Raw genomic sequence first — 23,583 nt, forward strand, 5'->3', positions numbered from 1 at the left:
AATATTAAAACAAAATACGATTAAGAATTTATGTAAACTACAAATGAGTACTGGGACGAAAAAGTTGTTCACATTAACTGTGGATAACCCTCAGTTTCCTTTGTGAATAACTCAATTAACTTTATCAATAACATGGACATATGTGGATGAGCTAAAAGTATTCAATTATAATAGGCAAAAAAAAACCTTTTTATGGGGGTCATAAAAAGGTTAAGGGCATCTATTAACAGGTTGTCTTAATGTTGATGTGTTATAGATTGTAACGGTTACAATGTTATTTACTGGTAGTTTATGTAAATTCATTAAAAGAAATCGTTTAGCGTTCATATAGGATGAAAAATAGTATGTTAGTTGGAATTAACCATTTAACCATTGCAGTGACTGATGTTGAGAAAAGCATCTTCTTTTATCAATCATTACTTGGTATGAAGCTACATGCAAGTTGGAAAAATGGAGCGTATATCTCCTGTGGGGATTTATGGTTATGTTTATCGTTAGATAAAACACGCTTATCTTTTTCACATACCGAAACAGATTACACTCATTATGCTTTTACAGTTAGTGAGGCAGATTTTCCTATCTGTGTTGCCAAACTAAAACAGGCTAATGTCATTGTTTGGAAAGAAAATAAGAGTGAGGGGAAATCATTTTATTTTCTTGACCCTGATGGGCACAAATTAGAACTGCATGTGGGTGGTTTATTGCAACGTTTAAAAAGCTGCCAAGAAGCCCCTTATGAGGGTATGAAATTTTATTAAATAAGTCTGAGAATTTCTTTACAAATGATTTTTAATTTTAAAAATAGCTTTACGTAGAGTGATATATCCTATTTTTAATGAATTATTAAAGAAATAGGAATAGGTATGAAAAAACTCATAGCGACATTCGCAGGGGCGTCAATGTTGTTGGTTTTGGCTACCGCAATGATTTTGATTGTTTTCCCTCAGCAGTGGAAACAAAATATTTATCCAACTATATCTCAACTATTGCCAACATCGCTTAGTACAATTTTACCTAAAAGTTTAGTGAGCAATAATGTCTGTGATAGCTTAGAGGATAATCTGCAAAACTTTGCAAGCTACCTTAAAGTTAACCAAGACATTGTAGATATTAAGGGTATGAATAGCTTAGATGAGCAACTGACGAATATCCAAGCAAGGATTGATGCAATGCCGTCAGATGTTCGTGACCTTGTATGCCAGCAGGAGTATAGCAAATTAGAAGGGTTAAAAAGTGTATTCTCTTTAGGGCCTAATAATTAATTTTTTGGGTTAGTTATTTTGCTTGGTAATATCCCATACAAAGCCTTTCTATTGTTTTATAATATGCTGATTACCTTATTTTTGAGTTTAAGGCAGCATAATGAAAATTCTAAAATTTCCATTGTTGAATTGGCTAATTGCGAATGGCGTTGCAGTTTATTTTCTTTTTAAACAAGGTGCGTTAGATTGGTATTTTTCTGGCTGGCTGGGGGTTTTAGGGATTTTAGTTGCTCTAGAAAGTGTCAGTTGGGTGGCAACAAGTTTATTTTATTTTTATAAACATAAAACATCGCCTAATCCGAGTGTGCGGGCAACGCACCTCATCACAAATGGCCCATATCGATTATCCCGCAACCCCATGTATCTGGCTTTTACTTCCATGAGTTTGGCACTGGCTCTATTAACACATTCCCCATATTTCTTAGTTTCTGGCTTAGTATTCTGGCTAGTAACCGATTTATATACAATTCCGCAAGAAGAAAACTTTTTAGCTAAATCCTTTAAAGCAGAATGGGATAGTTATCACAAACAAACGAGGCGTTGGTTATAAAATCATATTAATGAGACTTATTCTCATCTATGATTGAGTCTATTTTTCTATAACGCACAGGCTAAGGTAATTAATGAATTATCAAGTGGCTCCATTTTGGATTAATTCAGGTAAGTTAGCGTGTTTGATTGTTATTAGTTTGTTCCTTGCATTTTTTTCTGTAAGTACTTTTATCGCATATTTACTGGTTATTGGTGTGGGATGGGCAGTATTGGTATCGTTCAAAATACATGCAATGAAAGAAAAGGGAGTAATACTAAAAAACAGTGATACATCAGATTGGATGGTTTATATCCAAGGTATTCCTGTTGAAGAGAAAAGGCAGACATTAGCTAACCCCTGTTTTGCAACATTACAGCACGCCCAGTCATTTTTCAGCAATGCATTTATGATTAGGGTTTTAATTCAAGTTATATTTTGTAGCTATATTCTTTGGCAAATATGGGGATTAGATAATATCAATGCACAAATACTTACCTTGATTGGAGTGGTATATCTTGGGTATACGTTATGGGTATCAATTCAGCGATATATTACTCTTAAACAAGGTAACTTAATCATTGAAGAATTAACGGCGCCTAGTGGATCTCTTTGGTATAGGGTGTATTTCAAAGAAAAAGAAAAACTATTTCCTGCTTTGGATGGATTATTCGCCATTTAATCGGGAAGGTATTGATTTTTCTTATGAAGAAGAACAATAAACGGCTTTGCGCTATCGCCATAAATTATGTCTGTGTTATCATTGATAGTTGAGTTACTCGCGATGTATCAATTTATGTTATCTTAATTTAACTAGAATTGTGTACATATCTCGCATAGTGAAGTGAGAAATCGTTAGTAACGTATTGATTTATAATTTTGGAATAATCAAGCAAGTGATCTGGCGTGTGGGTCACCACTGCTGATAAGGATTTTTTAATGCCTGTTATTACTCTTCCTGATGGAAGTCAGCGTCAGTTTGACCATCCTGTTTCTGTGATGGACGTGGCTCGCGATATTGGCGCGGGTCTAGCAAAAGCGTGTATCGCCGGTCGCATTAATGGCGAACGTGTTGATGCGTGTGAAATGATTGAACATGATGCTAATGTGTCAATTATTACGAGTAAAGATGACGACGGACTCGAAATTATTCGTCACTCTTGTGCTCACTTGTTAGGTCATGCCATCAAGCAATTATGGCCAAACACCAAAATGGCAATCGGTCCAACTATCGACAACGGTTTTTATTATGATGTCGATTTAGACCATACGCTGACGCAGGAAGATTTGGAAAAGCTAGAGAAGCGTATGCTTGAGCTTGCCAAAACAGATTATGATGTGGTGAAAAAACGTGTTTCTTGGAGCGAAGCTCGTGAGACATTTGTTGCCCGCGGCGAAGACTATAAAGTTGAAATCTTGGATCAAAATATTAGCCAAGATGATCGCCCTGGTTTATATCACCATGAAGAATATGTTGATATGTGTCGTGGTCCACATGTACCTAATATGCGTTTTTGTCACCACTTCAAATTGCAAAAAGTGGCTGGCGCGTATTGGCGTGGTAACAGCGACAATAAAATGTTGCAGCGCATCTACGGTACCGCATGGGCTGATAAGAAACAATTGGCAGCCTATTTATTGCGTTTAGAAGAAGCTGCTAAGCGTGACCACCGTAAAATCGGTAAACAATTAGATTTATATCATATGCAAGAAGAAGCGCCAGGTATGGCGTTCTGGCATAATGATGGTTGGACAATTTTCCGTGAACTGGAAACTTTTGTACGTACGAAACTGAAAGCTTATAACTATCAAGAAGTTAAAGGTCCATTCATGATGGATCGCGTACTGTGGGAAAAAACAGGTCACTGGGATAACTATAAAGATGCAATGTTCACGACTTCATCAGAAAACCGTGAGTATTGTGTAAAACCAATGAACTGCCCTGGTCACGTACAAATCTTTAACCAAGGTTTGAAATCTTATCGTGACTTACCATTACGTATGGCAGAATTTGGTAGCTGTCATCGTAATGAGCCATCAGGTGCTTTACATGGTTTGATGCGTGTGCGTGGCTTTACTCAAGATGATGCACATATCTTCTGTACAGAAGAACAAATTTTAAGTGAAGTAACCAGCTGTATTGAAATGATTTATGATGTTTACGCAACTTTTGGTTTTGAAAAGATTGTTGTGAAACTATCAACTCGCCCTGAAAAACGTATCGGTACTGACGAGATGTGGGACAGAGCGGAAGAAGACTTAGCTAACGCTCTGAAATCAAAAGGTATTGAATTCGAATACCAACCAGGCGAAGGCGCATTCTATGGTCCTAAAATTGAATTTACACTGTATGACTGCCTTGACCGTGCATGGCAATGCGGTACCGTCCAGTTAGACTTCTTCTTGCCGGGCCGTTTAACCGCTTCCTATGTAGGCGAAAATAACGAACGTATCGTTCCTGTTATGATCCACCGTGCTGTATTGGGTTCACTTGAGCGCTTTATTGGTATTTTAACAGAGGAATATGCAGGCTTTTTCCCAACATGGTTAGCACCACAACAAGTGGTTGTAATGAACATAACGGATAGCCAAGCTGATTATGTTCAAGAATTAGTTAGCAAGCTGCAAAGTGTTGGCATTCGCGCGAAAGCAGATTTACGTAATGAGAAAATTGGCTTTAAAATCCGCGAACACACGCTGCGTCGAGTCCCTTACATGCTAGTATGTGGTGATAAAGAAGTTGAATCAGGCAAAGTTGCTGTACGTACCCGTCGTGGTAAAGATTTAGGTAGCCTTGATGTCAACGAATTCATGACTAAACTGCTTGAAGAGATCCGCAGTCGTCAACTCAATCAGATGGAGGAATAAGGTATTAAAGGCGGAAAAAAACTCCCAACAGCACGTCCTAATCGTATTAACGAAGAGATCCGTGCTACAGAAATCCGTGTCACAGGTCTAGACGGTGAGCAACTCGGTGTTATGAGTGTGCGTGAAGCACTCTTTAAGGCTGAAGAAGCAGGTGTCGACTTAGTCGAAATCAGCCCAAATGCTGAGCCACCCGTTTGTCGTATTATGGACTACGGTAAGTATCTTTATGAGAAGAGTAAGTCTCAGAAAGAACAGAAAAAGAAACAAAAAGTTGTTCAAGTGAAGGAAATTAAATTCCGTCCAGGAACAGACGAAGGCGACTACCAAGTTAAATTACGTAGTTTAATTCGCTTTTTGGAAGAAGGTGACAAGGCTAAAGTCACACTACGTTTTCGTGGTCGTGAAATGGCTCACCAACAGATTGGTCTGGAAGTGCTTAATCGCATCAAAGCTGATCTGGATGAACTGGCGTCAGTGGAATCATTTCCTTCAAGAATTGAAGGGCGCCAGATGATCATGGTATTGGCACCAAAGAAAAAATAATTAAGCCAGTATTGGTATAGCTAAGCAGTGCTCGTTATGGGCACTGCTTATCTTGTATTGTCAGTAATGTGAGCAAATGTCGTGCTTATTCAGTAATAAGCTAAATTAATAACTAATTAAAATAGACTGACTGATAGAAATAAACACGGTAAAACTAAATTTTTAAATAAGTTAACGTGATTTATTTCAAGATTTACTTGAGTAATCGGGCAATAAGCATTAAAATCCGCGGTCGAATCGCTTTGTCAGTTTTTAAATAATAAGCAGACAAGCCAAAGAATCTTGTACGCAGATGTTGTATTAAGCAATAATAGTTCTGCGTATTGCTTTAGAGAGTATGCAAATCTCTTTATCCAGTTGGAGGAATGAAGTATTAAAGGCGGAAAAAGAATCCCAACAACACGTCCAAATCGTATTAACGATGAAATCCGTGTTCCTGAAGTCCGTTTAACAGGTTTAGACGGTGAACAGTTAGGCATTATGAGCGCACGCGAAGCGCTTGAAAAAGCTGAAGAAGCAGGTGTAGATCTTGTGGAAATCAGCCCAAATGCTGAACCGCCAGTTTGTCGTATCATGGATTACGGCAAATTCCTTTATGAGAAGAGCAAATCTCAAAAAGAACAGAAAAAGAAACAAAAAGTTGTTCAGGTGAAGGAAATTAAATTCCGCCCTGGTACAGATGAAGGTGATTATCAGGTCAAACTACGCAACCTGGTTCGCTTTCTAGAAGATGGTGACAAAGCTAAAGTTACGCTGCGTTTTCGTGGTCGTGAAATGGCTCACCAACAGATTGGTCTGGAAGTGCTTAATCGCATCAAAGCTGATCTGGAAGAACTGGCGTCAGTGGAGTCATTCCCTTCAAGAATTGAAGGACGTCAGATGATTATGGTGTTGGCACCGAAGAAGAAATAATTAGGCCTTGCAAGTAATAGCGAAAGTTATTCGCCTAATTAATTCGTAGTTTATCACAATGCGAAGTTGGAAATAAAAGAAATGCCAAAGATTAAAACTGTACGTGGCGCAGCAAAGCGCTTTAAAAAAACTGCAGGCGGTGGCTTTAAGCGCAAGCATGCAAACCTTCGTCATATCCTGACTAAAAAGTCAACTAAGCGTAAACGCCATTTACGTCCGAAAGGAATGGTATCTAAGGGCGATCTGGGTCTGGTAGTAGCCTGCCTGCCTTACGCATAAGTAAACAATTTAGTTAATTAAGATAAAAGACGATAGGAGATAGCTATGGCTCGCGCAAAACGTGGTGTAATCGCCCGTGCACGTCACAAAAAAATTCTGAAGCAGGCGAAAGGTTACTATGGTGCACGTTCACGTGTTTACCGCGTAGCGTTTCAGGCGGTAATCAAAGCTGGTCAATACGCTTACCGTGACCGCCGTCAACGTAAACGTCAGTTCCGTCAACTGTGGATCGCGCGTATTAACGCAGCGGCTCGTCAGAACGGTCTGTCTTATAGCCGTTTCATCAATGGCTTGAAAAAAGCTTCGATTGAAATCGACCGTAAGATCTTAGCAGACATCGCAGTTTTCGATAAAGCAGCATTCACTGCTTTAGTTGAAAAAGCAAAAAGCGCTTTAGCTTAATTGTTTGCTTGAAGAGAGGAAGGTAACTTCCTCTTTTCATTTATAACTATTTGTGTTAATACTTTAATAGCCCATTTTTTGAGAAATCATTGCATGTGTTTTGTTATTTTTCGTTTCTTTTTTTACTTTAGCACCTGATTCTCGGGGGCTTTTGCGCGTAAAGATAGAAAGAATAAACGAAAAGTTACGCTAAAGCCTCCTTAGGGAGGCTTTTTTGTTTCTGGTTTAGGATTAAATACAGTAAAATCAGTTAACTACCCCGCCATCTTAAATGGAATGTGGGTTTAATAATTTAGTGAATAACTAGCAAAAAGACCGAGTGGTCATAAAGGGGAAACAATGCCACATCTCGCTGAGTTGGTTGCACAGGCAAAAGCAGCCATTGAACAGGCCCAAGATGTTGCTACGTTGGAGTCAGTGCGTGTTGAATTTTTAGGCAAAAGCGGCCACTTCACACTACAGATGAAAACGTTGCGTGATCTGCCTGCCGATGAACGTCCAGCAGCAGGGGCCGTAATAAATGAAGCCAAAGTACAGGTTCAAGATGCACTAAACGCCCGTAAAGATGCCATGCAAGCTGAGATCCTCAATGCGCGTCTCGCTTCAGAAAAAGTGGATGTATCATTACCTGGGCGTCGTATGGAAAACGGTGGACTACATCCAGTGACCCGCACGATCCAGCGAATTGAAGAATTTTTTGGTGAATTAGGTTTCTCTGTTGAGACTGGCCCTGAAATTGAAGATGACTATCATAACTTTGATGCGCTAAACATTCCTGCTCACCACCCAGCACGTGCAGATCATGATACTTTTTGGTTTGATGCTAAGCGTTTGTTACGTACCCAAACCTCTGGGGTACAAATTCGTACTATGAATGGTCAACAACCTCCAATTCGTATCATTGCACCAGGTCGTGTATATCGTAACGACTATGACCAAACGCATACTCCAATGTTCCACCAAACAGAAGGTCTGATTGTTGATAAAGACATCAGCTTTACTAATTTAAAAGGCACATTGCATGACTTCCTGAATAACTTTTTTGAAGAAGAAGTACAGGTACGTTTTCGCCCATCATATTTCCCATTCACAGAACCTTCAGCTGAAGTTGATGTCATGGGGAAAAATGGTAAATGGCTAGAAGTGTTAGGTTGTGGCATGGTACACCCGAATGTACTTCGCAATGTTGGGATTGACCCAGAGGTCTACTCAGGTTTTGCATTTGGTATGGGAATGGAACGCTTAACAATGTTGCGTTATGGCGTTTCTGACCTACGTGCATTCTTCGAAAATGATCTTCGTTTCCTCAAACAGTTTAAATAAGGCGGGTTTATCTCATGAAATTCAGTGAACTATGGTTACGTGAATGGGTGAACCCGGCGATCAATAGTGACGCACTATCAGACCAAATCACTATGGCTGGTCTTGAAGTTGATGGGGTTGAAGCTGTTGCTGGTCAATTTCACGGTGTTGTTGTTGGTGAAGTGGTTGAATGTGGTCAACATCCCAATGCAGACAAATTACGTGTTACCAAAGTGAATGTTGGTGGCGATCGCTTATTAGATATTGTCTGTGGTGCTCCAAATTGTCGTCAAGGGTTGAAAGTTGCAGTTGCAACGGTAGGCGCAGAACTGCCGGGTGATTTCAAAATCAAAGCGGCAAAATTACGCGGTGAGCCATCAGAAGGCATGCTGTGTTCTTATTCGGAACTGGGTATTTCTGATGACCATAGCGGGATTATAGAATTACCGTTAGACGCCGTTGTTGGAACCGACATCCGCGAATATTTAAAACTTAATGATAACGCAATTGAAATCAGCATTACGCCAAACCGTGCAGATTGCTTAAGTATTCTTGGTGTGGCTCGTGATGTTGCTGTTATTAATAAATTAGCGCTAACTGAGCCTGCTATCAATGTGGCCCCTGTTACGACTAAAGACACATTTCCTATCCGTGTTGAAGCTCCTAAGGCCTGTCCGCGCTTTTTAGGCCGTGTAATCAAAAATATCGATGTGTCTGCACCGACACCGATGTGGATGAAAGAAAAGCTGCGTCGTGGTGGTGTGCGTTCTATCGATGCTGTTGTTGATATTACCAACTATGTATTACTAGAACTAGGGCAACCTCAGCATGCGTACGACTTAGACCGTTTAGATGGCGCTATTGTTGTACGTATGGCAAAAGAAGAGGAAAAACTGGTTCTTCTTGATGGTAGTGAAGCCACATTGAAACCAGATACACTTGTTATTGCTGATGAATCTAAAGCATTGGGAATTGCGGGTATTTTTGGTGGTGAACATTCAGGTGTTAATGCTGAGACGAAAAATATCCTGCTAGAGTGTGCATTTTTCGACCCTCTATCAATCACAGGTCGCGCACGTAATTACGGCTTGCATACTGATGCCTCTCACCGCTTTGAGCGTGGTGTTGACCCACAACTACAATTTAAAGCTATTGAACGTGCGACAGCGTTAATCGTTGAAATTTGTGGTGGTGAAGTCGGCGAAATTATTGATGCTACGAGTGAGCAACACTTACCAAAAGCAGCCAATATTAAGCTGACGCGCAATAAATTAGACCGTTTGATTGGCCATGTTATTGAAGATGAATTAGTTACCGACATTTTAACGCGTTTAGGTTGCCAAGTCGTGGTTTCAGCAGGGTGTTGGGATGTAGTGGCACCAAGCTGGCGTTTCGATATGCAAATCGAAGAGGACTTAGTAGAAGAGGTCGCACGTGTTTATGGCTACAACAATATTCCTGATGTGCCGTTACGCGCCGATCTGGTTATGACTAATCATAAAGAAGCTAACTTACCATTAAAACGTCTTAAAGCGATGTTAGTTGACCGTGGATATCAAGAAGCGATTACGTATAGCTTTGTGGACCCGAAAGTTCAGGCATTATTGCACCCACAACAAGATGCATTAATGTTGCCGAACCCAATTTCTGCGGATATGTCGGCGATGCGTTTGTCTCTATGGACTGGTTTATTGACAACGGTTGTCTATAATCAAAATCGTCAACAAAATAGAATTCGTTTATTTGAAACAGGTCTACGCTTTATTCCTGATAATCAAGCAGAATATGGAATTCGCCAAGAACCTATGTTGGCGGGGGTCATTACAGGTAACAGATTTGAAGAACATTGGTCATTAGATAAACAAGTTGTTGACTTCTTTGACTTAAAAGGTGATCTTGAAGCTGTTTTTGAATTGACTGGGAAACTAAATCAAATTACATTTAAATCTGAGGCACATCCTGCATTGCATCCAGGTCAAAGTGCTGGGATTTATCTGGAAAATGAACACATTGGCTTTATTGGTGTGGTTCATCCAGAATTAGAACGTAAACTCGATTTAAATGGTCGTACGGTGGTGTTTGAGGTTCGTAGTGATGCGATAGCACAACGTGTCATCCCTGAAGCTAAGGCGATTTCACGCTATCCGTCGAACCGCCGTGACATCGCTGTGGTCGTGCCAGAACATGTAGCTGCTGCAGAAGTTTTAGCAGAGTGTAAAAAAGTTGGCATAAATCATATAGTTGGCATAAACTTATTTGATGTGTATTGTGGTGAGGGAATAGCAGAGGGTTATAAGAGCCTAGCTATCAGTCTTATCTTCCAAGATACTCAACGTACGATGGAAGAAGAAGAGATTACCGCGACCGTTTATCTGTGTGTTGCTGCGTTAAAACAGCGATTCCAAGCCTCCTTGAGGGACTAAACCTATGGCGCTTACTAAAGCTGAAATGTCAGAAAATTTGTTTGAAAAACTGGGTGTTAGCAAACGTGATGCTAAAGACCTTGTCGAAACTTTCTTTGAAGAGGTTCGCCTTTCCTTAGAAAATGGTGAGCAAGTAAAATTATCTGGATTCGGTAACTTTGATTTACGTGATAAAAATCAACGTCCCGGACGTAACCCAAAAACTGGGGAAGATATTCCAATTACTGCACGCCGTGTTGTTACTTTCCGTCCAGGCCAAAAATTAAAAAGCCGCGTGGAAAAAGCAACACCTAAAGAGTAATCATATCAATTGATATAGAAAAGACCGCCTAGGCGGTCTTTTGTTTTTGGAAACTGTGATAGTAGTTGAGAGTTGATTAGACATCATAGGATTGCAATTTTAAATCGTGATTAATTAGAGCTTCTATGTAAATTTGTGCGTCACTATTTAATTTAAACTGAGAATCAGGAGGTAGATCTGATCTAGTGACCAAACTAGGTGCAAAACAAGTTGCTAAGTTATAAGCACCCATTTTATTTATTTCCTTATTTTTTGTGATTTCAGCGAATAGAGGAATGACTAATTGTAGTGTTAACGGTGTTTTTTCAAGAGATAAAAATGCATGTTGAGCATTTTTATCTAGTTCTTTCTGTAGCTCTCTTTTGTCCTGATTGGTTGAGTTTTGAGTGGAAATTTCCTTTAATAACGCAGATTTTTGTTGTATTGCATCGGCTAATTTATGAATGGATTCTGGAGGGGTTTCTAATGAATGAATATTTTTTTCTATTAGATTAGCAGCAATCCTTTTGTAAGCTGAAGTATAAATTTTAATATCAACAATATCTTTGTTTAAAAGATATTCTTTAAGTGGTTTGCCTGCGAGCAGGTGTGAGACTAACTTATCACGTTCAAGCGCATTTGCTGATGTGCGAAAAATACCAATTGTTTCACTGTAGTTTGGGTGAGTTAAAATGGCGCTACCCAGTTTATTAAGCTGAAGATAATTCATTTTTTCATCGCTAGTGAGCTCTTTACAGTAACCGATAGCCTTTATGTTTTCTTGCTCTATCTTTTTCGCAGCTAATTTGTTTTTTTCACAAATTGGTGAGGTTGGGGGCATTTCAGTAGAGAAGGTGGGATAGTGTTTGACCGTATTTGATTGAAACTTGTGTAAGATATAGTTTTTTATACTAGACAGAACATTGATTTTTCTGATTGAATTTATAAACCCTTTCTTCTTCTCACTAGAGGGACGCATATTTTCGTGAGGATTTGTTATCAGTGATGATTTGAGTGCATTGTTTCTAACTTTCATAGGTTTCCATAGAGATTATGTTAAAATTAAAAATTAATTTAAATCTATGGTGATAATATATCTTGCATAAAAAACGGTAATTTTCTAACTCAATAATAAATAAGTAAATATATATATGACTTATTCTTTGCTTGGATTACAAAAACAACAAAATAAATCAGACATACGTTTAATCGTGTTTTTGTTTTTCTCCCTTTTTATCATTGCAATATTATCGCTTAGTGCAGGGGAGATTTGGTATTGGCCTAGCCAATGGATGAATGACACAGCACAACTTTTTGTTTGGCAAATTCGTTTTCCTCGCACACTTACGGTCATTGTGATTGGTGCAGCTCTTGCTGTCACAGGGGCAATAATGCAAGCCTTATTTGAAAACCCATTAGCAGAACCTGGCTTATTAGGTGTGAGTAATGGCGCAGGTGTTGCTGTAGTATTGACTGTATTACTATCGTCAGGCATGACACATTACTGGCTATTAAGTGTTAGCGCGATTATAGGTGCTTTACTGTTTACCTCTATATTGCTTTACTTTGCTCGTCGTAAGGACATGAATAATTCCAGTTTATTGCTTGTTGGGGTTGCACTTGGTGTGATTAGTGGGGCTTGTATGACATGGATGGTGTATATGAGCAGTAATTTGGATTTACGCCAATTACTCTATTGGATGATGGGGAGTTTTAGTGGGGTTGATTGGCGCCAAATGGGCTTAGTGGCTGCATGTTTACCCTTTTTATTTTGGGCTCTTTTTCAAGGGAATGTGTTGAATTATATTTCATTGGGGGCCGTTCAAGCTTATCAGTTAGGTATCTCAATACATAAATGGCGAATTATTTTAATTGTTATTAGTGGAGTCTTGATTGGGCTTAGCGTTGCCATTGCCGGTGCTATTAGTTTCATTGGTTTAGTTGTTCCACATATATTGCGGTTAAGTGGTATCACGGATAATCGTTTATTATTACTGGGTTGTGCGGTTGCCGGCGGGTTGGGCTTATTGGTTGCAGACTTACTTTCTCGCTTATTAATCGCGAATGCAGAAATACCAATTGGTGTGGTCACTGCCACATTGGGTGCACCAATATTTATCGTATTATTAATTCGTCATCAACAATGGCGGTAAATACGATGAATGATCAACCAATAATTGATATTAAAAATATTAACGTTAATAAACGGTTAATTAATATTTCAGCTCAGGCTTTTCCCGGTGAGCAAATTCATTTATTAGGCGCAAATGGCTCAGGGAAAAGTTCGTTATTAGGTGCGATAAGTGGTTATTTGCCTGTAGCGGGGGATATCCACATTAATGGTATTAATCTACAACAGTATCGTGTTTCTCAATTAGCTAACCAACGTGCGTATTTTCCTCAGTTCGTCAATACCATGCCTATCTTGAAAGTTTTTCAATATCTTGAGTTATTTTCACCTAAAAACTCGCGACTAATAGGTATTTTTGAACGTTTATGTACTGATTTTCAATTAATGCCCTTACTTCGAAAACGGATTACACAACTTTCTGGAGGTGAGTGGCAACGAGTTAGACTTACCGCAGCATTTTTACATGTTTGGGATGAACAGTCATTGGCGGGAAAATTCATATTATTTGATGAACCAATGAGCAATTTAGACATTATCCAACAGGCAACGTTAGATAAATGGATTAAATATTTTTGTGATTGCTTAGGAACCGTTATAATGAGTGGACACGACCTCAACCATTCTTATAAAAATGCGTCTGGTATTTGGCTGATGAAACAAGGAAGGCTAATGGCGATAGGAAAACCTGATGAGGTGATGACCGAAAAAAATTTATCTGACATTTTTATGTCTGAAATTAAGCTAAGTCAAAACACATCGAATAGAATGTGGCAAATTATAAAATTAGCGGATTAATCGAAAAGTTGATTTAATCACTTATTTTTATGCGGGATAATACAGCAAGATTCGCAAGTGTTGAGGTTCGGTTAAAGTATAATTAACTAGAATATTCTATTCACAATGAAAACTAGGCTATAAACAATATGAGCAATTTCTTACCATTTTCAAAACCAGCAATTGGTGATGAAGAGGTCAAGGCAGTTGAAAAAGTTCTGCGTTCAGGCTGGATTACAACAGGCCCACAGAATCACCAGTTAGAAGAGGATTTCTGTAAACGCTATGGTTGTAAGCATGCGATAGCACTTTCATCTGCTACTGCGGGTATGCATGTTGTCTTAATGGCATTAGGTATCGGCCCAGGTGATGAGGTGATTACACCATCACAAACATGGGTTTCAACCATTAATATGATTGAATTACTGGGTGCTACACCTGTAATGATTGATGTTGACCGCGATACATTGATGATCCAACCCGAAGCGGTAGAAAAAGCGCTAACAACAAAAACTAAAGCAATTATTCCTGTACATTACGCAGGAGCTCCTTGTGATTTAGACGCGTTGCGTTTAATTGCGCAAAAAGCGGGCGTTGTATTGATTGAAGATGCTGCACATGCTGTTGGTACGCGTTATAAAAATGAGTGGATTGGCGAGAAAGGTACGTCTATTTTCTCATTCCATGCTATTAAAAATGTTACTTGTGCAGAAGGGGGGTTAGTCGCAACAGATGACGACGAACTTGCTCAGCGCGTACGCACACTTAAATTTCATGGTCTAGGGGTTGATGCGTTTGATAGGCAAATGCAAGGCCGCAAGCCACAAGCTGAAGTTGTAGAACCCGGTTTTAAATACAATTTATCGGATATCCATGCCGCAATAGCGGTAGTGCAGTTATCTCGTGTTGAGCAATTAAATCAACGTCGAGCCGAACTGACAGCACAGTATCGTGAATTGCTAAAAGACTCTCCATTACAGATGCTTAGTGTTCCTAATTACCCACATTTGCATGCTAATCATTTATTTATGGTTCGTGTTGATAAAAACGAATGTGGTATTGACCGTGACACTTTCATGGAAAAATTGAAAGAGCACGATATTGGAACGGGGCTACATTTTCGCGCAGCCCATACACAAAAATATTACCGTGAAAAATATCCTGAATTAACGTTACCTGAATCGACATGGAATAGTGCGACATTATGTTCGTTACCGCTGTTTCCAGATATGACGGATGATGATGTTAAACGGGTTGTAAAAGCAGTAGAAGCAGTTCTTTTGGAGTCTAAATAGTGTCATACGCAGATGAATTTGATGAGATAAAAAAAGTCTCAGTGGTAATCCCTGTCTATAATGAAGAACAGAGCTTGCCACAATTATTAGAACGTACTATCAAATCATGTAAACAACTGACTCAATCTTATGAGTTAATTTTGGTCGATGATGGTAGTAGTGACCGCTCAGCACAAATGTTAACGGATGCAGCAGAAAACCCTGATAACCATGTGATTGCTATTATCCTTAATCGTAACTATGGCCAGCACTCTGCTATTATGGCGGGCTTTAATCAAGCAGATGGGGATTTAGTTATTACCTTGGATGCGGATTTACAAAATCCACCTGAGGAAATCCCACGTTTAGTGCAAACAGCGTCGCAAGGTTATGATGTAGTAGGCACGCGTCGTGCTAATCGCCAAGATTCTTGGTTCCGTAAAACGGCATCTAAGATGATTAATGCGATGATCACTCAAGCAACAGGGCGTTCAATGGGGGATTACGGTTGCATGTTACGTGCTTACCGCCGCCATATCATTCAAGCTATGTTGCAATGTCATGAAAGAAGTACATTTATTCCTATTCTTGCGAATACGTTTGCGCGTAGAACGATTGAAATTGATGTTGCGCATGCGGAACGTGAGTTTGGTGATTCTAAATACAGCTTTATGAAGCTGATTAACTTAATGTATGACTTGTTGACTTGCCTAACTACTGCGCCACTGCGTTTATTAAGCGTTGTGGGTAGTGTTATTGCTGTCGGTGGTTTCCTGCTGGCGGTTTTATTGATTGCACTACGTTTAATTTTTGGCGCAGAGTGGGCAGCAGATGGCGTATTTACCCTGTTTGCAGTACTCTTTATGTTTATTGGTGCGCAGTTTGTTGCTATGGGTTTATTAGGTGAATACATCGGTAGAATTTACAATGATGTGCGCGCGAGACCTCGTTATTTTATTCAAAAAGTCGTCGGAGCAGACCTTAAATCCGACAAAAATCAGGAAGAAGACTAATGAAAGCTATTGTTTTTGCCTATCATGATATTGGCTGCGTAGGGCTAAAAGCGCTTGAAAAAGCGGGTTTTGATATTCAAGCAGTGTTTACTCACACTGATGACCCAAATGAAAACCACTTTTACTCTTCAGTTGCACGCTTAAGCGCTGACATGGAGCTTCCTGTTTTCGCACCTGAAAACGTTAATCATCCACTGTGGATTGAACGTATTCGCGAAATGAAACCTGATGTGATTTTCTCTTTTTACTACCGTGATATGCTAAGTGAAGAACTGCTGTCAATTGCACCTAAAGGGGCTTTTAACTTACATGGTTCATTACTGCCTAAATATCGTGGTCGTGCGCCTATCAATTGGGCACTATTAAAAGGTGAAAATGAAACGGGTGTAACCTTGCACAAGATGGTGGCTAAAGCTGATGCTGGCGATATCATTGCGCAAGAAAAAGTGGTAATCACTGAAACTGATACGGGTTTAACCTTACATGCAAAAGTTCGTGAGGCGGCAGAAGTTTTATTAGATAAAACACTACCACTAATCGAAGCGGGTACCTATAAAGCGGTTGCTCAAGACGAAAGTCAAGCAACGTATTTTGGGCGTCGTACAGCGGAAGATGGTCAAATTGACTGGAACCGTAGCGCAAAAGAAATTGATTGTCTTATCCGTGCGGTGACTGAGCCATATCCAGGCGCGTTTACTTATTTAGGCGCACGCAAAATGGTTATTTGGCGTGCACGTGTTCTAGATGACAATCAAGGTAAAGCTGCGGGGACTGTACTTTCTAATGACCCTCTGCGTATTGCTTGTGGTCAAGGTGCGATTGAAGTTGTTAGTGGGCAAAGTGAAGCAGGTTTATATATGCAAGGTAACCGCCTTGCTACCGAAATGGGTATCGTGACTGATGTTCGTGTAGGTGCGAAACCAACTGCACAAGTTAAACGTCGTACTCGTGTTCTTATTTTGGGTGTAAATGGCTTTATTGGTAACCATTTAACGGAACGTTTATTAAAAGATGGAAATTACGATATCTATGGTATGGATATCGGTTCATCAGCAATTGAGCGTTTTATTGGTAACCCTCGTTTCCACTTTATTGAAGGTGATGTAAGCATCCATACTGAGTGGATTGAATATCACATTAAAAAATGTGACGTTATTCTGCCATTGGTTGCGATTGCAACACCAATCGAATACACCCGTAATCCGCTGCGTGTTTTCGAATTAGACTTTGAAGAAAACTTAAAAGTTGTTCGCTATTGCGTGAAATACAACAAGCGCATCATCTTCCCATCAACTTCTGAAGTTTATGGTATGTGTGATGATAAAGAGTTTGATGAAGACGAATCACGCTTGATCGTCGGTCCTATCAATAAGCAGCGTTGGATTTACTCTGTCTCTAAACAGTTACTTGACCGAGTAATTTGGGCATATGGTGCAAAAGAAGGTCTGAAATTTACCTTATTCCGTCCATTTAACTGGATGGGACCTCGTTTAGATAGCCTAAACTCTGCACGTATTGGTAGTTCACGCGCGATTACTCAGCTAATTTTAAACTTAGTTGAAGGTTCGCCAATCAAACTTGTTGATGGTGGTGCGCAGAAACGTTGCTTTACTGATATAAAAGATGGTATCGAAGCGTTATTCCGCATTATTGAAAACAAAGACGGTAAATGTGATGGCCAAATCATCAACATTGGTAACCCTACGAACGAAGCAAGTATTCGTGAACTGGCTGAAATGTTGTTAGAAAGCTTTGAAAATCACCCACAACGCGATAAGTTCCCTCCGTTTGCTGGCTTCCGTGAAATTGAAAGCAGTAGCTACTATGGTCAAGGCTATCAAGATGTCGAGCATCGTAAGCCAAGTGTTGAAAACGCACGCCGCTTATTAGATTGGGTTCCAACTATCGACATGAAAGATACTATTGAAGAAACATTAGATTTCTTCTTGCAAGGTGCAGTTGAAGAACTAGGTAATAAAGACTAATGAAAAAAGTTGGCTTGAGAATTGATGTGGATACCTACCAAGGTACATTAAAAGGGGTTCCACAATTACTCAAAGTGCTTAAACAGCACAACATTCAGGCCAGCTTTTTCTTCAGTGTAGGACCAGATAACATGGGGCGCCATTTATGGCGCCTTTTGCGTCCTAAATTTCTGTGGAAAATGCTCAGGTCGAATGCAGCGTCTCTTTATGGGTTAGATATTTTACTCGCAGGCACCGCTTGGCCGGGTAAAAAGATTGCTAAAGATTTAGGCTACTTGATGAAACAAACGTTGGATGAAGGCCATGAAGTTGGTCTACATGCATGGGATCATCAAGGTTGGCAAGCTAAAGTTGCAAAATGGAGTAAGTCACAACTTACCGAACAAGTGAAGTTAGGTGTTGATGCATTAGAATGTGCCATTGGTCAACGTGTAACATGCTCGGCTGTTGCTGGCTGGCGAGGTGATGAGCGAGTATTAGAAGTTAAACAAACGTTTAATTTTGACTACAATAGTGATTGTCGTGGCAAATATCCATTTCGACCGATTATGGCGGATGGTTCTCTTGGGACAGTTCAAATTCCTGTAACATTACCAACTTACGATGAAGTCGTAGGGACTGTCGTGAGTGATGAAGCATTTAATGATTTTATTCTTCAAGCAATTAAAGAAGATCAAGGCGTTCCAGTTTATACTATCCACACAGAAGTGGAAGGAATGTCAAAATCGGAACAATTTTTACAATTATTGGAACGAATCACACAAGAAGAAATCCAATTCTGTACATTGAGTGAATTACTGCCAGAGGATTTAAATTCATTGCCAAAAGGGCGTGTGGTCAGAGCACCATTCCCTGGGCGTGAAGGCTGGCTAGGCTGCCAAGAAGAGGTATAAGCAATCTATGTTGAATAACCGAGCGAGCAAAGTAGGAGCCTCTCTGCTGGCTCTTTTTTTTATCCTGACGTATTTATTGCCGTTGAACAGCCGTTTACTTTGGCAACCCGATGAAACACGCTATGCAGAAATCAGCCGCGAGATGCTACAGCGGGGGGACTGGATTGTCCCTTATATGTTGGATGTGCGTTATTTTGAAAAACCAGTTGCAGGTTATTGGATAAACAATATCAGCCAAATGATTTTTGGTGATACTAACTTTGCAGTTCGTTTCGGTTCTGTTTTTTGTATTCTTCTTAGTGCATTACTGGTTTATCGCATGGCAAAAATGATGTGGCGTAATAGCCACGTTGCTTATGTTGCAAGCCTGATTTACATCTCGATGTTTTTAGTTTTTTCCATCGGGACATACAGTGTACTTGACCCAATGTTATCTTTATGGATAGCGGCGAGTATGTTTTGTTGTTTATGGGCGATGAAAGCCAGAGAAGTCAAATCTAAACTTGGGGCATGGGTTTGCCTTGGGTTAGCTTGTGGTATGGCATTTATGACTAAGGGTTTTTTAGCCCTTGCTATACCCGTGATCGTCATGCTTCCAGTCACACTGTATCAAAGGCGTTTTCTTGAATTAGTAAAGTATGGGCCACTTGCGATAATTTCAGCGGTCATTATTAGCCTTCCATGGGCATTGGCGATTGCTAAACAAGAACCTGATTATTGGAATTATTTTTTCTGGATAGAGCATATTAAACGTTTTACTGCGGATGATGCTCAGCATATTGCACCTTTTTGGTATTATATCCCCATTATATTGCTCGGTGCCATCCCTTGGGCAGGTTTACTACCCGGCGCAATAATCAAAGGGTGGAAAGAACGTAAATCTAGCCCTGATATGTTCTTTTTACTGTGTTGGTTTATAGTGCCAGTTATCTTTTTTAGTATTTCTCGCGGTAAGTTACCAACCTATATGTTGCCGTTTATGGCGCCTTTAGCTCTCTTAATGGCAAAGTATGGGGTTGATTGCGTGCGTAATGGCACGATGAGAGCGCTAAAAGTTAATGGTATTATTAATATTGTATTGGGCATTGCTGCAGTGATTGCTGTGATTGTGATAAGCACAGTGATAAAGAAACCGTTATATGAACCAGATGAATGGTCAAAAATGGTTTTAGGTGTCGTTGCTTTCTCTATCTGGGCGATCATCGGTTACCTTTGCACCGTGCTTAATGCCAAATATTGGCTTTGGGCTGCGTCATGTTCATTGGCGGTTAGCTTATGTATTGGTAGTGCCTTACCAAACAACACCATTGATTCGAAATTGCCGCAAAACTTTATTCATCAAAACCATGACTTGTTGATGAATAGCCGTTATTTAATGGCGAGTAATGTTGGTGTTGCGGCTGGTCTTGCTTGGGAAACTAAAAACTCAAATATTTATTTATATAATAGTAGTGGTGAGTTGACCTACGGTTTGAAATACCCTGACAGCCAACATCGGTTAGTTAAACCAGACCAATTTGCACAATGGTTAGCAAAAGCACGTCAAGAAGGGCAGGTAACGGTGGTCTTTTTATTAGGTCGTAAAGAAGGGTTACCGGATATACCTAAACCAGATGAAGTCATTAAAAATTCGCGTATGGCGATTGTGGTTTATCATCAACAATGATAGCTCAACTATTACTATTATTACTTGTTAGTGTATTAACTTGCATGGGGCAAGTGGCTCAAAAACAAGCAGTGGTAAATTGGCAGAGTGAAAAAACCAATAAAACAGCATCAGCACTTCGGTGGCTGGTGCTGGCGGTTTTCATGTTGGGTCTTGGCATGTTGTTTTGGCTGAAGTTATTGGAAACCATGCCTCTCAGTATTGCTTACCCAATGCTAAGTATTAACTTTGTATTAATTACTTTGATTGGCCAGTTTATCTATAAAGAACAAACAGGGCTTAGTCATTGGCTAGGGGTCGCAGCGATCATGTTGGGTATTTTGCTAATGAGTATCAGTGTATGAATAAAGGATATTTATGGGTACTTGGCAGTGCACTACTAGTGACTGTGGCCCAACTGAGCTTGAAAGCCGGTGTGGTTGAGTTACCCTCATTTACACTTGGCTGGCACTGGTTACAAGCAGATTGGTTATTGGCAAATTTTGTTAGCCTAAGTATTATTTTTATAGGGTTAGTTTGCTACGCATTATCGATGCTATGTTGGTTATTTGCATTAAAATATATCGCATTAAATAAAGCCTACCCCCTTATCAGCCTTAGTTACGTATTCGTCTATATTCTCGCTGTTTTGTTACCTTGGTTTAATGAACCTGCGACATGGTTAAAAGCAGCGGGAATTGCCTTTATTTTATTAGGCGTTTGGTTGATTAGCCGACCAACAAAACAAATGAAAAATAATAATAAGGGGGGTAAAATCTAAGTTGCTTATTTTTTATTCTTCACGCACTATAATCTCAGTTAAATATTGTAATAAGAACGATGAATAAGGTGCTTTATGCTTATAAAAATACAACACCTACCATTACTTTTGTGTCTAGTTTTAATCGGCTGTTCATCAACGACAGTTAAAAGGACACCGCCGCCGCCGCTAAAAACACAGTTGTCCGACCCAATAATGACAATAGCACAGTTAAAAGACCAATTAGAACAATGGTATGGGACGCCTTATCACTATGGTGGAATGAACCAAAGTGGTGTGGATTGTTCAGGTTTTGTTTATCGCACCTTTAACGATCGTTTTGCTATCCAGCTGCCCCGAACGACGGTGGACCAAACTCAGTTAGGGACGCGAATTGATAAATCGGATTTGATGCCAGGGGATTTGGTTTTCTTTAAGACTGGTTCAGGGGAAAATGGGTTACATGTGGGTATTTATGATACCGATAATACTTTTATTCATGCTTCAACCAGTAAAGGGGTGATCCGTTCCTCAATGGATAACGTTTATTGGCGAAAAGTGTTCTGGCAAGCAAGGCGCATCTAAACTCGCTATTTTTTTCAGTGATTATGCTATCTTAGAAGCAATTTTTGTTTTAAGGGTAGTTTTTAATGTCTAGGTTACGTTTACTTATCTCCGAATCTTTTGATCCTTGGTTTAACCTTGCGGTTGAAGAAACTATTTTTCGACAAATGTCAGCAGATCAACGTGTTATGTTTTTATGGCGTAATGCGGACACGGTGGTTATTGGTCGAGCTCAAAATCCTTGGAAAGAATGTAATACCAGAAGGATGGATGAGGACAATGTTCGCTTAGCACGTCGTAGTAGTGGCGGTGGCGCAGTATTCCATGATCTGGGAAATACATGTTTTACGTTTATGGCGGGGAAACCTGAATACGATAAAACAGTTTCTACACAAATTATCGTTGATGGTTTAGCTCAAGTGGGTATCGTTGCACAAATTTCTGGGCGTAATGATTTGGTTTTAGACACTGAAAATGGCCTAAGAAAAATCTCTGGCTCTGCATATCGTGAAACAAAAGACAGGGGTTTTCATCATGGAACCTTGTTAATAAATGCAGATTTAAGTCGTCTAGCAAACTATTTGAACCCAGACCCTAAAAAGTTGCAAGCAAAGGGGATCACCTCGGTACGCTCTCGGGTCGCAAATTTATCTGAATTAGTCCCTAATATTTCCCACGAAAAAGTATGCGAAGGCATTATTAAAAGCTTTTTCGAGCATTTCGGTGAGACGGTTGACCCCGAATATATTTCCCCTGAGAAGTTACCTGATCTACCCAATTTCAAGGAAACTTTTGCTAAACAAAGTAGCTGGGAATGGAATTTTGGGCAGGCGCCTGCCTTTTCACATTACTCTGATACTCGATTCCCGTGGGGGGGAATTGAATTTCATTTTGATATTGAAAAAGGTGTGATTAACCGCTGTCAATTTTTTACTGATAGCTTAGACCCTTCGCCATTAGAGTGGCTCAGTGAACAGCTAGTTGGTAAGGTCTATCAAACAGAGACTATTCGTTTATTAAGTAAACAAATGATGCAGAAATGGCCTCAATTACAGGAACAATTGGCTGATTTAGAAAACTGGTTGGTTTTAGAGTTAAGTTAAAAAAAGAGCCGACAGTTGTCGGCTCAGACATAGACATTAAAATAACGAATAGGAAAAGGGACTTATTGAATAAAATAATTAACTATGACAGTTACAAGTCATAAAGCTTTTACATTCCGGCATTTCACCAGTTTGGCGGAATTTTGCCGGCGTTGTATCAAAATGTTTTTTAAATATACGAGTAAATGTAGCTTGTGAACTGAAGCCATATTGCAACGCAATATCAAGAATAGGTAAGTTGCCTTCACGTAATGATTTAGCGGCTTCTAACAAGCGGCGTTTACGCACATACTCGCCAAGCGTGCATCCTTTCATTTCTTTGAAAACACGCTGTAAATGCCATTTCGAATAACCACTTTTATCGGCTATTGTGTCGATTTTGATGCCTTCATTGCGTTGCAACTGGCTTTCTAGCCACTTAACAATATCATTGACTACACTTTCTGACATATTTACCTCCTACTCAAGTAGGCTATTGTTCATTAATAACTAATAATAACTCACGAAATTAGGATCTATTCTTCCTGTTTTTCCGATATATCGATAGGCTAAACGTGCGGTTTTTTAATGAGAATACCTATCACTACGATAGATGTTGATAAATTTAACATTTTAAACATACATCATTGTATGTTTAAATA

The 23,583-nt window shown here is 39.6% G+C and carries 25 protein-coding genes and 1 other annotated feature; of the genes, 23 read left to right on the forward strand and 2 right to left on the reverse strand.

All coding sequences use genetic code 11. From position 1 onward, the window contains the following. The first annotated feature begins 344 nt into the window (after window positions 1-344). The 12 genes from fos to ihfA all read left to right on the forward strand — a co-directional run bounded on the left by fos (window position 345) and on the right by ihfA (window position 10,821). Window positions 345-758 carry a fosfomycin resistance glutathione transferase gene (gene fos, locus P3L56_RS08710; RefSeq protein WP_042844077.1) on the forward strand — a complete coding sequence of 138 codons (414 nt, stop codon included), beginning with the start codon at window positions 345-347 and terminating at the stop codon, window positions 756-758. 105 nt (window positions 759-863) lie between these two features. Continuing rightward, a complete protein-coding gene (locus P3L56_RS08715; RefSeq protein ID WP_042844076.1) occupies window positions 864-1,262 on the forward strand; it encodes a hypothetical protein in 399 nt (132 codons plus the stop codon). Window positions 1,263-1,362: 100 nt separating this feature from the next. Further along, window positions 1,363-1,812 (forward strand): methyltransferase family protein, encoded by a 450-nt coding sequence (locus P3L56_RS08720; RefSeq protein WP_042844075.1) that lies wholly within the window; start codon window positions 1,363-1,365, stop codon window positions 1,810-1,812. Window positions 1,813-1,885: 73 nt separating this feature from the next. Then, entirely contained in the window at window positions 1,886-2,473 is a 588-nt protein-coding gene (locus P3L56_RS08725) for a hypothetical protein (RefSeq protein WP_210831663.1), read from the forward strand. 257 nt (window positions 2,474-2,730) lie between these two features. Further along, window positions 2,731-4,659, forward strand: a complete 1,929-nt coding sequence (thrS, locus tag P3L56_RS08730; RefSeq protein ID WP_042844073.1) for a threonine--tRNA ligase — start codon at window positions 2,731-2,733, stop codon at window positions 4,657-4,659. Window positions 4,660-4,662: 3 nt separating this feature from the next. Continuing rightward, the gene (gene infC / locus P3L56_RS08735) at window positions 4,663-5,202 is read left to right on the forward strand and encodes a translation initiation factor IF-3 (RefSeq protein ID WP_071548018.1); all 540 of its coding nucleotides are present in this window, start codon (window positions 4,663-4,665) and stop codon (window positions 5,200-5,202) included. 372 nt (window positions 5,203-5,574) lie between these two features. Continuing rightward, entirely contained in the window at window positions 5,575-6,114 is a 540-nt protein-coding gene (infC, locus tag P3L56_RS08740) for a translation initiation factor IF-3 (RefSeq protein WP_071548019.1), read from the forward strand. 81 nt (window positions 6,115-6,195) lie between these two features. After that, the gene (rpmI, locus tag P3L56_RS08745; RefSeq protein ID WP_004263702.1) at window positions 6,196-6,393 is read left to right on the forward strand and encodes a 50S ribosomal protein L35; all 198 of its coding nucleotides are present in this window, start codon (window positions 6,196-6,198) and stop codon (window positions 6,391-6,393) included. A 45-nt stretch (window positions 6,394-6,438) separates the two neighbouring features. After that, entirely contained in the window at window positions 6,439-6,795 is a 357-nt protein-coding gene (rplT, locus tag P3L56_RS08750; RefSeq protein WP_042844069.1) for a 50S ribosomal protein L20, read from the forward strand. Window positions 6,796-6,882: 87 nt separating this feature from the next. Further along, window positions 6,883-7,014: a sequence feature (Phe leader region), on the forward strand. A gap of 120 nt (window positions 7,015-7,134) precedes the next feature. Next, the gene (gene pheS, locus P3L56_RS08755; RefSeq protein ID WP_048606990.1) at window positions 7,135-8,118 is read left to right on the forward strand and encodes a phenylalanine--tRNA ligase subunit alpha; all 984 of its coding nucleotides are present in this window, start codon (window positions 7,135-7,137) and stop codon (window positions 8,116-8,118) included. Window positions 8,119-8,132: 14 nt separating this feature from the next. Then, window positions 8,133-10,520 (forward strand): phenylalanine--tRNA ligase subunit beta, encoded by a 2,388-nt coding sequence (gene pheT, locus P3L56_RS08760; protein WP_272686010.1) that lies wholly within the window; start codon window positions 8,133-8,135, stop codon window positions 10,518-10,520. A 4-nt stretch (window positions 10,521-10,524) separates the two neighbouring features. After that, the gene (gene ihfA / locus P3L56_RS08765; RefSeq protein ID WP_004263721.1) at window positions 10,525-10,821 is read left to right on the forward strand and encodes an integration host factor subunit alpha; all 297 of its coding nucleotides are present in this window, start codon (window positions 10,525-10,527) and stop codon (window positions 10,819-10,821) included. Between the two features lie 76 nt (window positions 10,822-10,897). On the opposite strand, the gene P3L56_RS08770 is transcribed toward ihfA, so the two are convergent. Continuing rightward, window positions 10,898-11,836, reverse strand: a complete 939-nt coding sequence (locus tag P3L56_RS08770) for a RhoGAP domain-containing protein (RefSeq protein WP_198861323.1) — start codon at window positions 11,834-11,836, stop codon at window positions 10,898-10,900. 115 nt (window positions 11,837-11,951) lie between these two features. Between P3L56_RS08770 and btuC the strand changes: the two genes are divergently transcribed. The 11 genes from btuC to P3L56_RS08825 all read left to right on the forward strand — a co-directional run bounded on the left by btuC (window position 11,952) and on the right by P3L56_RS08825 (window position 22,942). Then, window positions 11,952-12,953 (forward strand): vitamin B12 ABC transporter permease BtuC, encoded by a 1,002-nt coding sequence (btuC, locus tag P3L56_RS08775; protein ID WP_048606996.1) that lies wholly within the window; start codon window positions 11,952-11,954, stop codon window positions 12,951-12,953. Between the two features lie 5 nt (window positions 12,954-12,958). Further along, window positions 12,959-13,726: an ATP-binding cassette domain-containing protein gene (locus P3L56_RS08780; protein ID WP_198861324.1), complete on the forward strand. Its 768-nt coding sequence runs from the start codon at window positions 12,959-12,961 to the stop codon at window positions 13,724-13,726. A 128-nt stretch (window positions 13,727-13,854) separates the two neighbouring features. Further along, window positions 13,855-15,000, forward strand: coding sequence for a UDP-4-amino-4-deoxy-L-arabinose aminotransferase (gene arnB, locus P3L56_RS08785; protein WP_042844061.1), 1,146 nt, complete (start codon window positions 13,855-13,857; stop codon window positions 14,998-15,000). Next, window positions 15,000-15,992, forward strand: a complete 993-nt coding sequence (gene arnC, locus P3L56_RS08790) for an undecaprenyl-phosphate 4-deoxy-4-formamido-L-arabinose transferase (protein WP_042844059.1) — start codon at window positions 15,000-15,002, stop codon at window positions 15,990-15,992. The genes arnB and arnC overlap by 1 nt, the downstream gene beginning before the upstream one ends. Continuing rightward, window positions 15,992-17,977: a bifunctional UDP-4-amino-4-deoxy-L-arabinose formyltransferase/UDP-glucuronic acid oxidase ArnA gene (arnA, locus tag P3L56_RS08795; RefSeq protein WP_042844058.1), complete on the forward strand. Its 1,986-nt coding sequence runs from the start codon at window positions 15,992-15,994 to the stop codon at window positions 17,975-17,977. The genes arnC and arnA overlap by 1 nt, the downstream gene beginning before the upstream one ends. Next, window positions 17,977-18,870 (forward strand): 4-deoxy-4-formamido-L-arabinose-phosphoundecaprenol deformylase, encoded by an 894-nt coding sequence (gene arnD, locus P3L56_RS08800; RefSeq protein ID WP_129465833.1) that lies wholly within the window; start codon window positions 17,977-17,979, stop codon window positions 18,868-18,870. The genes arnA and arnD overlap by 1 nt, the downstream gene beginning before the upstream one ends. Window positions 18,871-18,877: 7 nt before the next feature. Next, complete coding sequence (gene arnT / locus P3L56_RS08805; RefSeq protein ID WP_042844056.1) at window positions 18,878-20,536, forward strand: lipid IV(A) 4-amino-4-deoxy-L-arabinosyltransferase; 1,659 nt, start codon at window positions 18,878-18,880, stop codon at window positions 20,534-20,536. After that, window positions 20,533-20,880 (forward strand): 4-amino-4-deoxy-L-arabinose-phosphoundecaprenol flippase subunit ArnE, encoded by a 348-nt coding sequence (gene arnE / locus P3L56_RS08810; RefSeq protein WP_129465834.1) that lies wholly within the window; start codon window positions 20,533-20,535, stop codon window positions 20,878-20,880. Before arnT ends, arnE begins: the two co-directional genes overlap by 4 nt. Next, entirely contained in the window at window positions 20,877-21,296 is a 420-nt protein-coding gene (gene arnF, locus P3L56_RS08815; RefSeq protein ID WP_166685394.1) for a 4-amino-4-deoxy-L-arabinose-phosphoundecaprenol flippase subunit ArnF, read from the forward strand. The genes arnE and arnF overlap by 4 nt, the downstream gene beginning before the upstream one ends. 75 nt (window positions 21,297-21,371) lie before the next feature. Further along, window positions 21,372-21,860 (forward strand): C40 family peptidase, encoded by a 489-nt coding sequence (locus P3L56_RS08820; protein WP_042844053.1) that lies wholly within the window; start codon window positions 21,372-21,374, stop codon window positions 21,858-21,860. Between the two features lie 65 nt (window positions 21,861-21,925). Continuing rightward, window positions 21,926-22,942, forward strand: coding sequence for a lipoate--protein ligase (locus tag P3L56_RS08825; RefSeq protein ID WP_210831796.1), 1,017 nt, complete (start codon window positions 21,926-21,928; stop codon window positions 22,940-22,942). Between the two features lie 78 nt (window positions 22,943-23,020). On the opposite strand, the gene P3L56_RS08830 is transcribed toward P3L56_RS08825, so the two are convergent. Continuing rightward, window positions 23,021-23,392, reverse strand: a complete 372-nt coding sequence (locus P3L56_RS08830; RefSeq protein ID WP_042844051.1) for a helix-turn-helix domain-containing protein — start codon at window positions 23,390-23,392, stop codon at window positions 23,021-23,023. Between the last annotated feature and the right edge of the window lie 191 nt (window positions 23,393-23,583).

It is taken from the genome of Providencia sp. PROV024, assembly GCF_032709665.1.
In the GTDB taxonomy this organism is placed as follows: domain Bacteria; phylum Pseudomonadota; class Gammaproteobacteria; order Enterobacterales; family Enterobacteriaceae; genus Providencia; species Providencia huashanensis.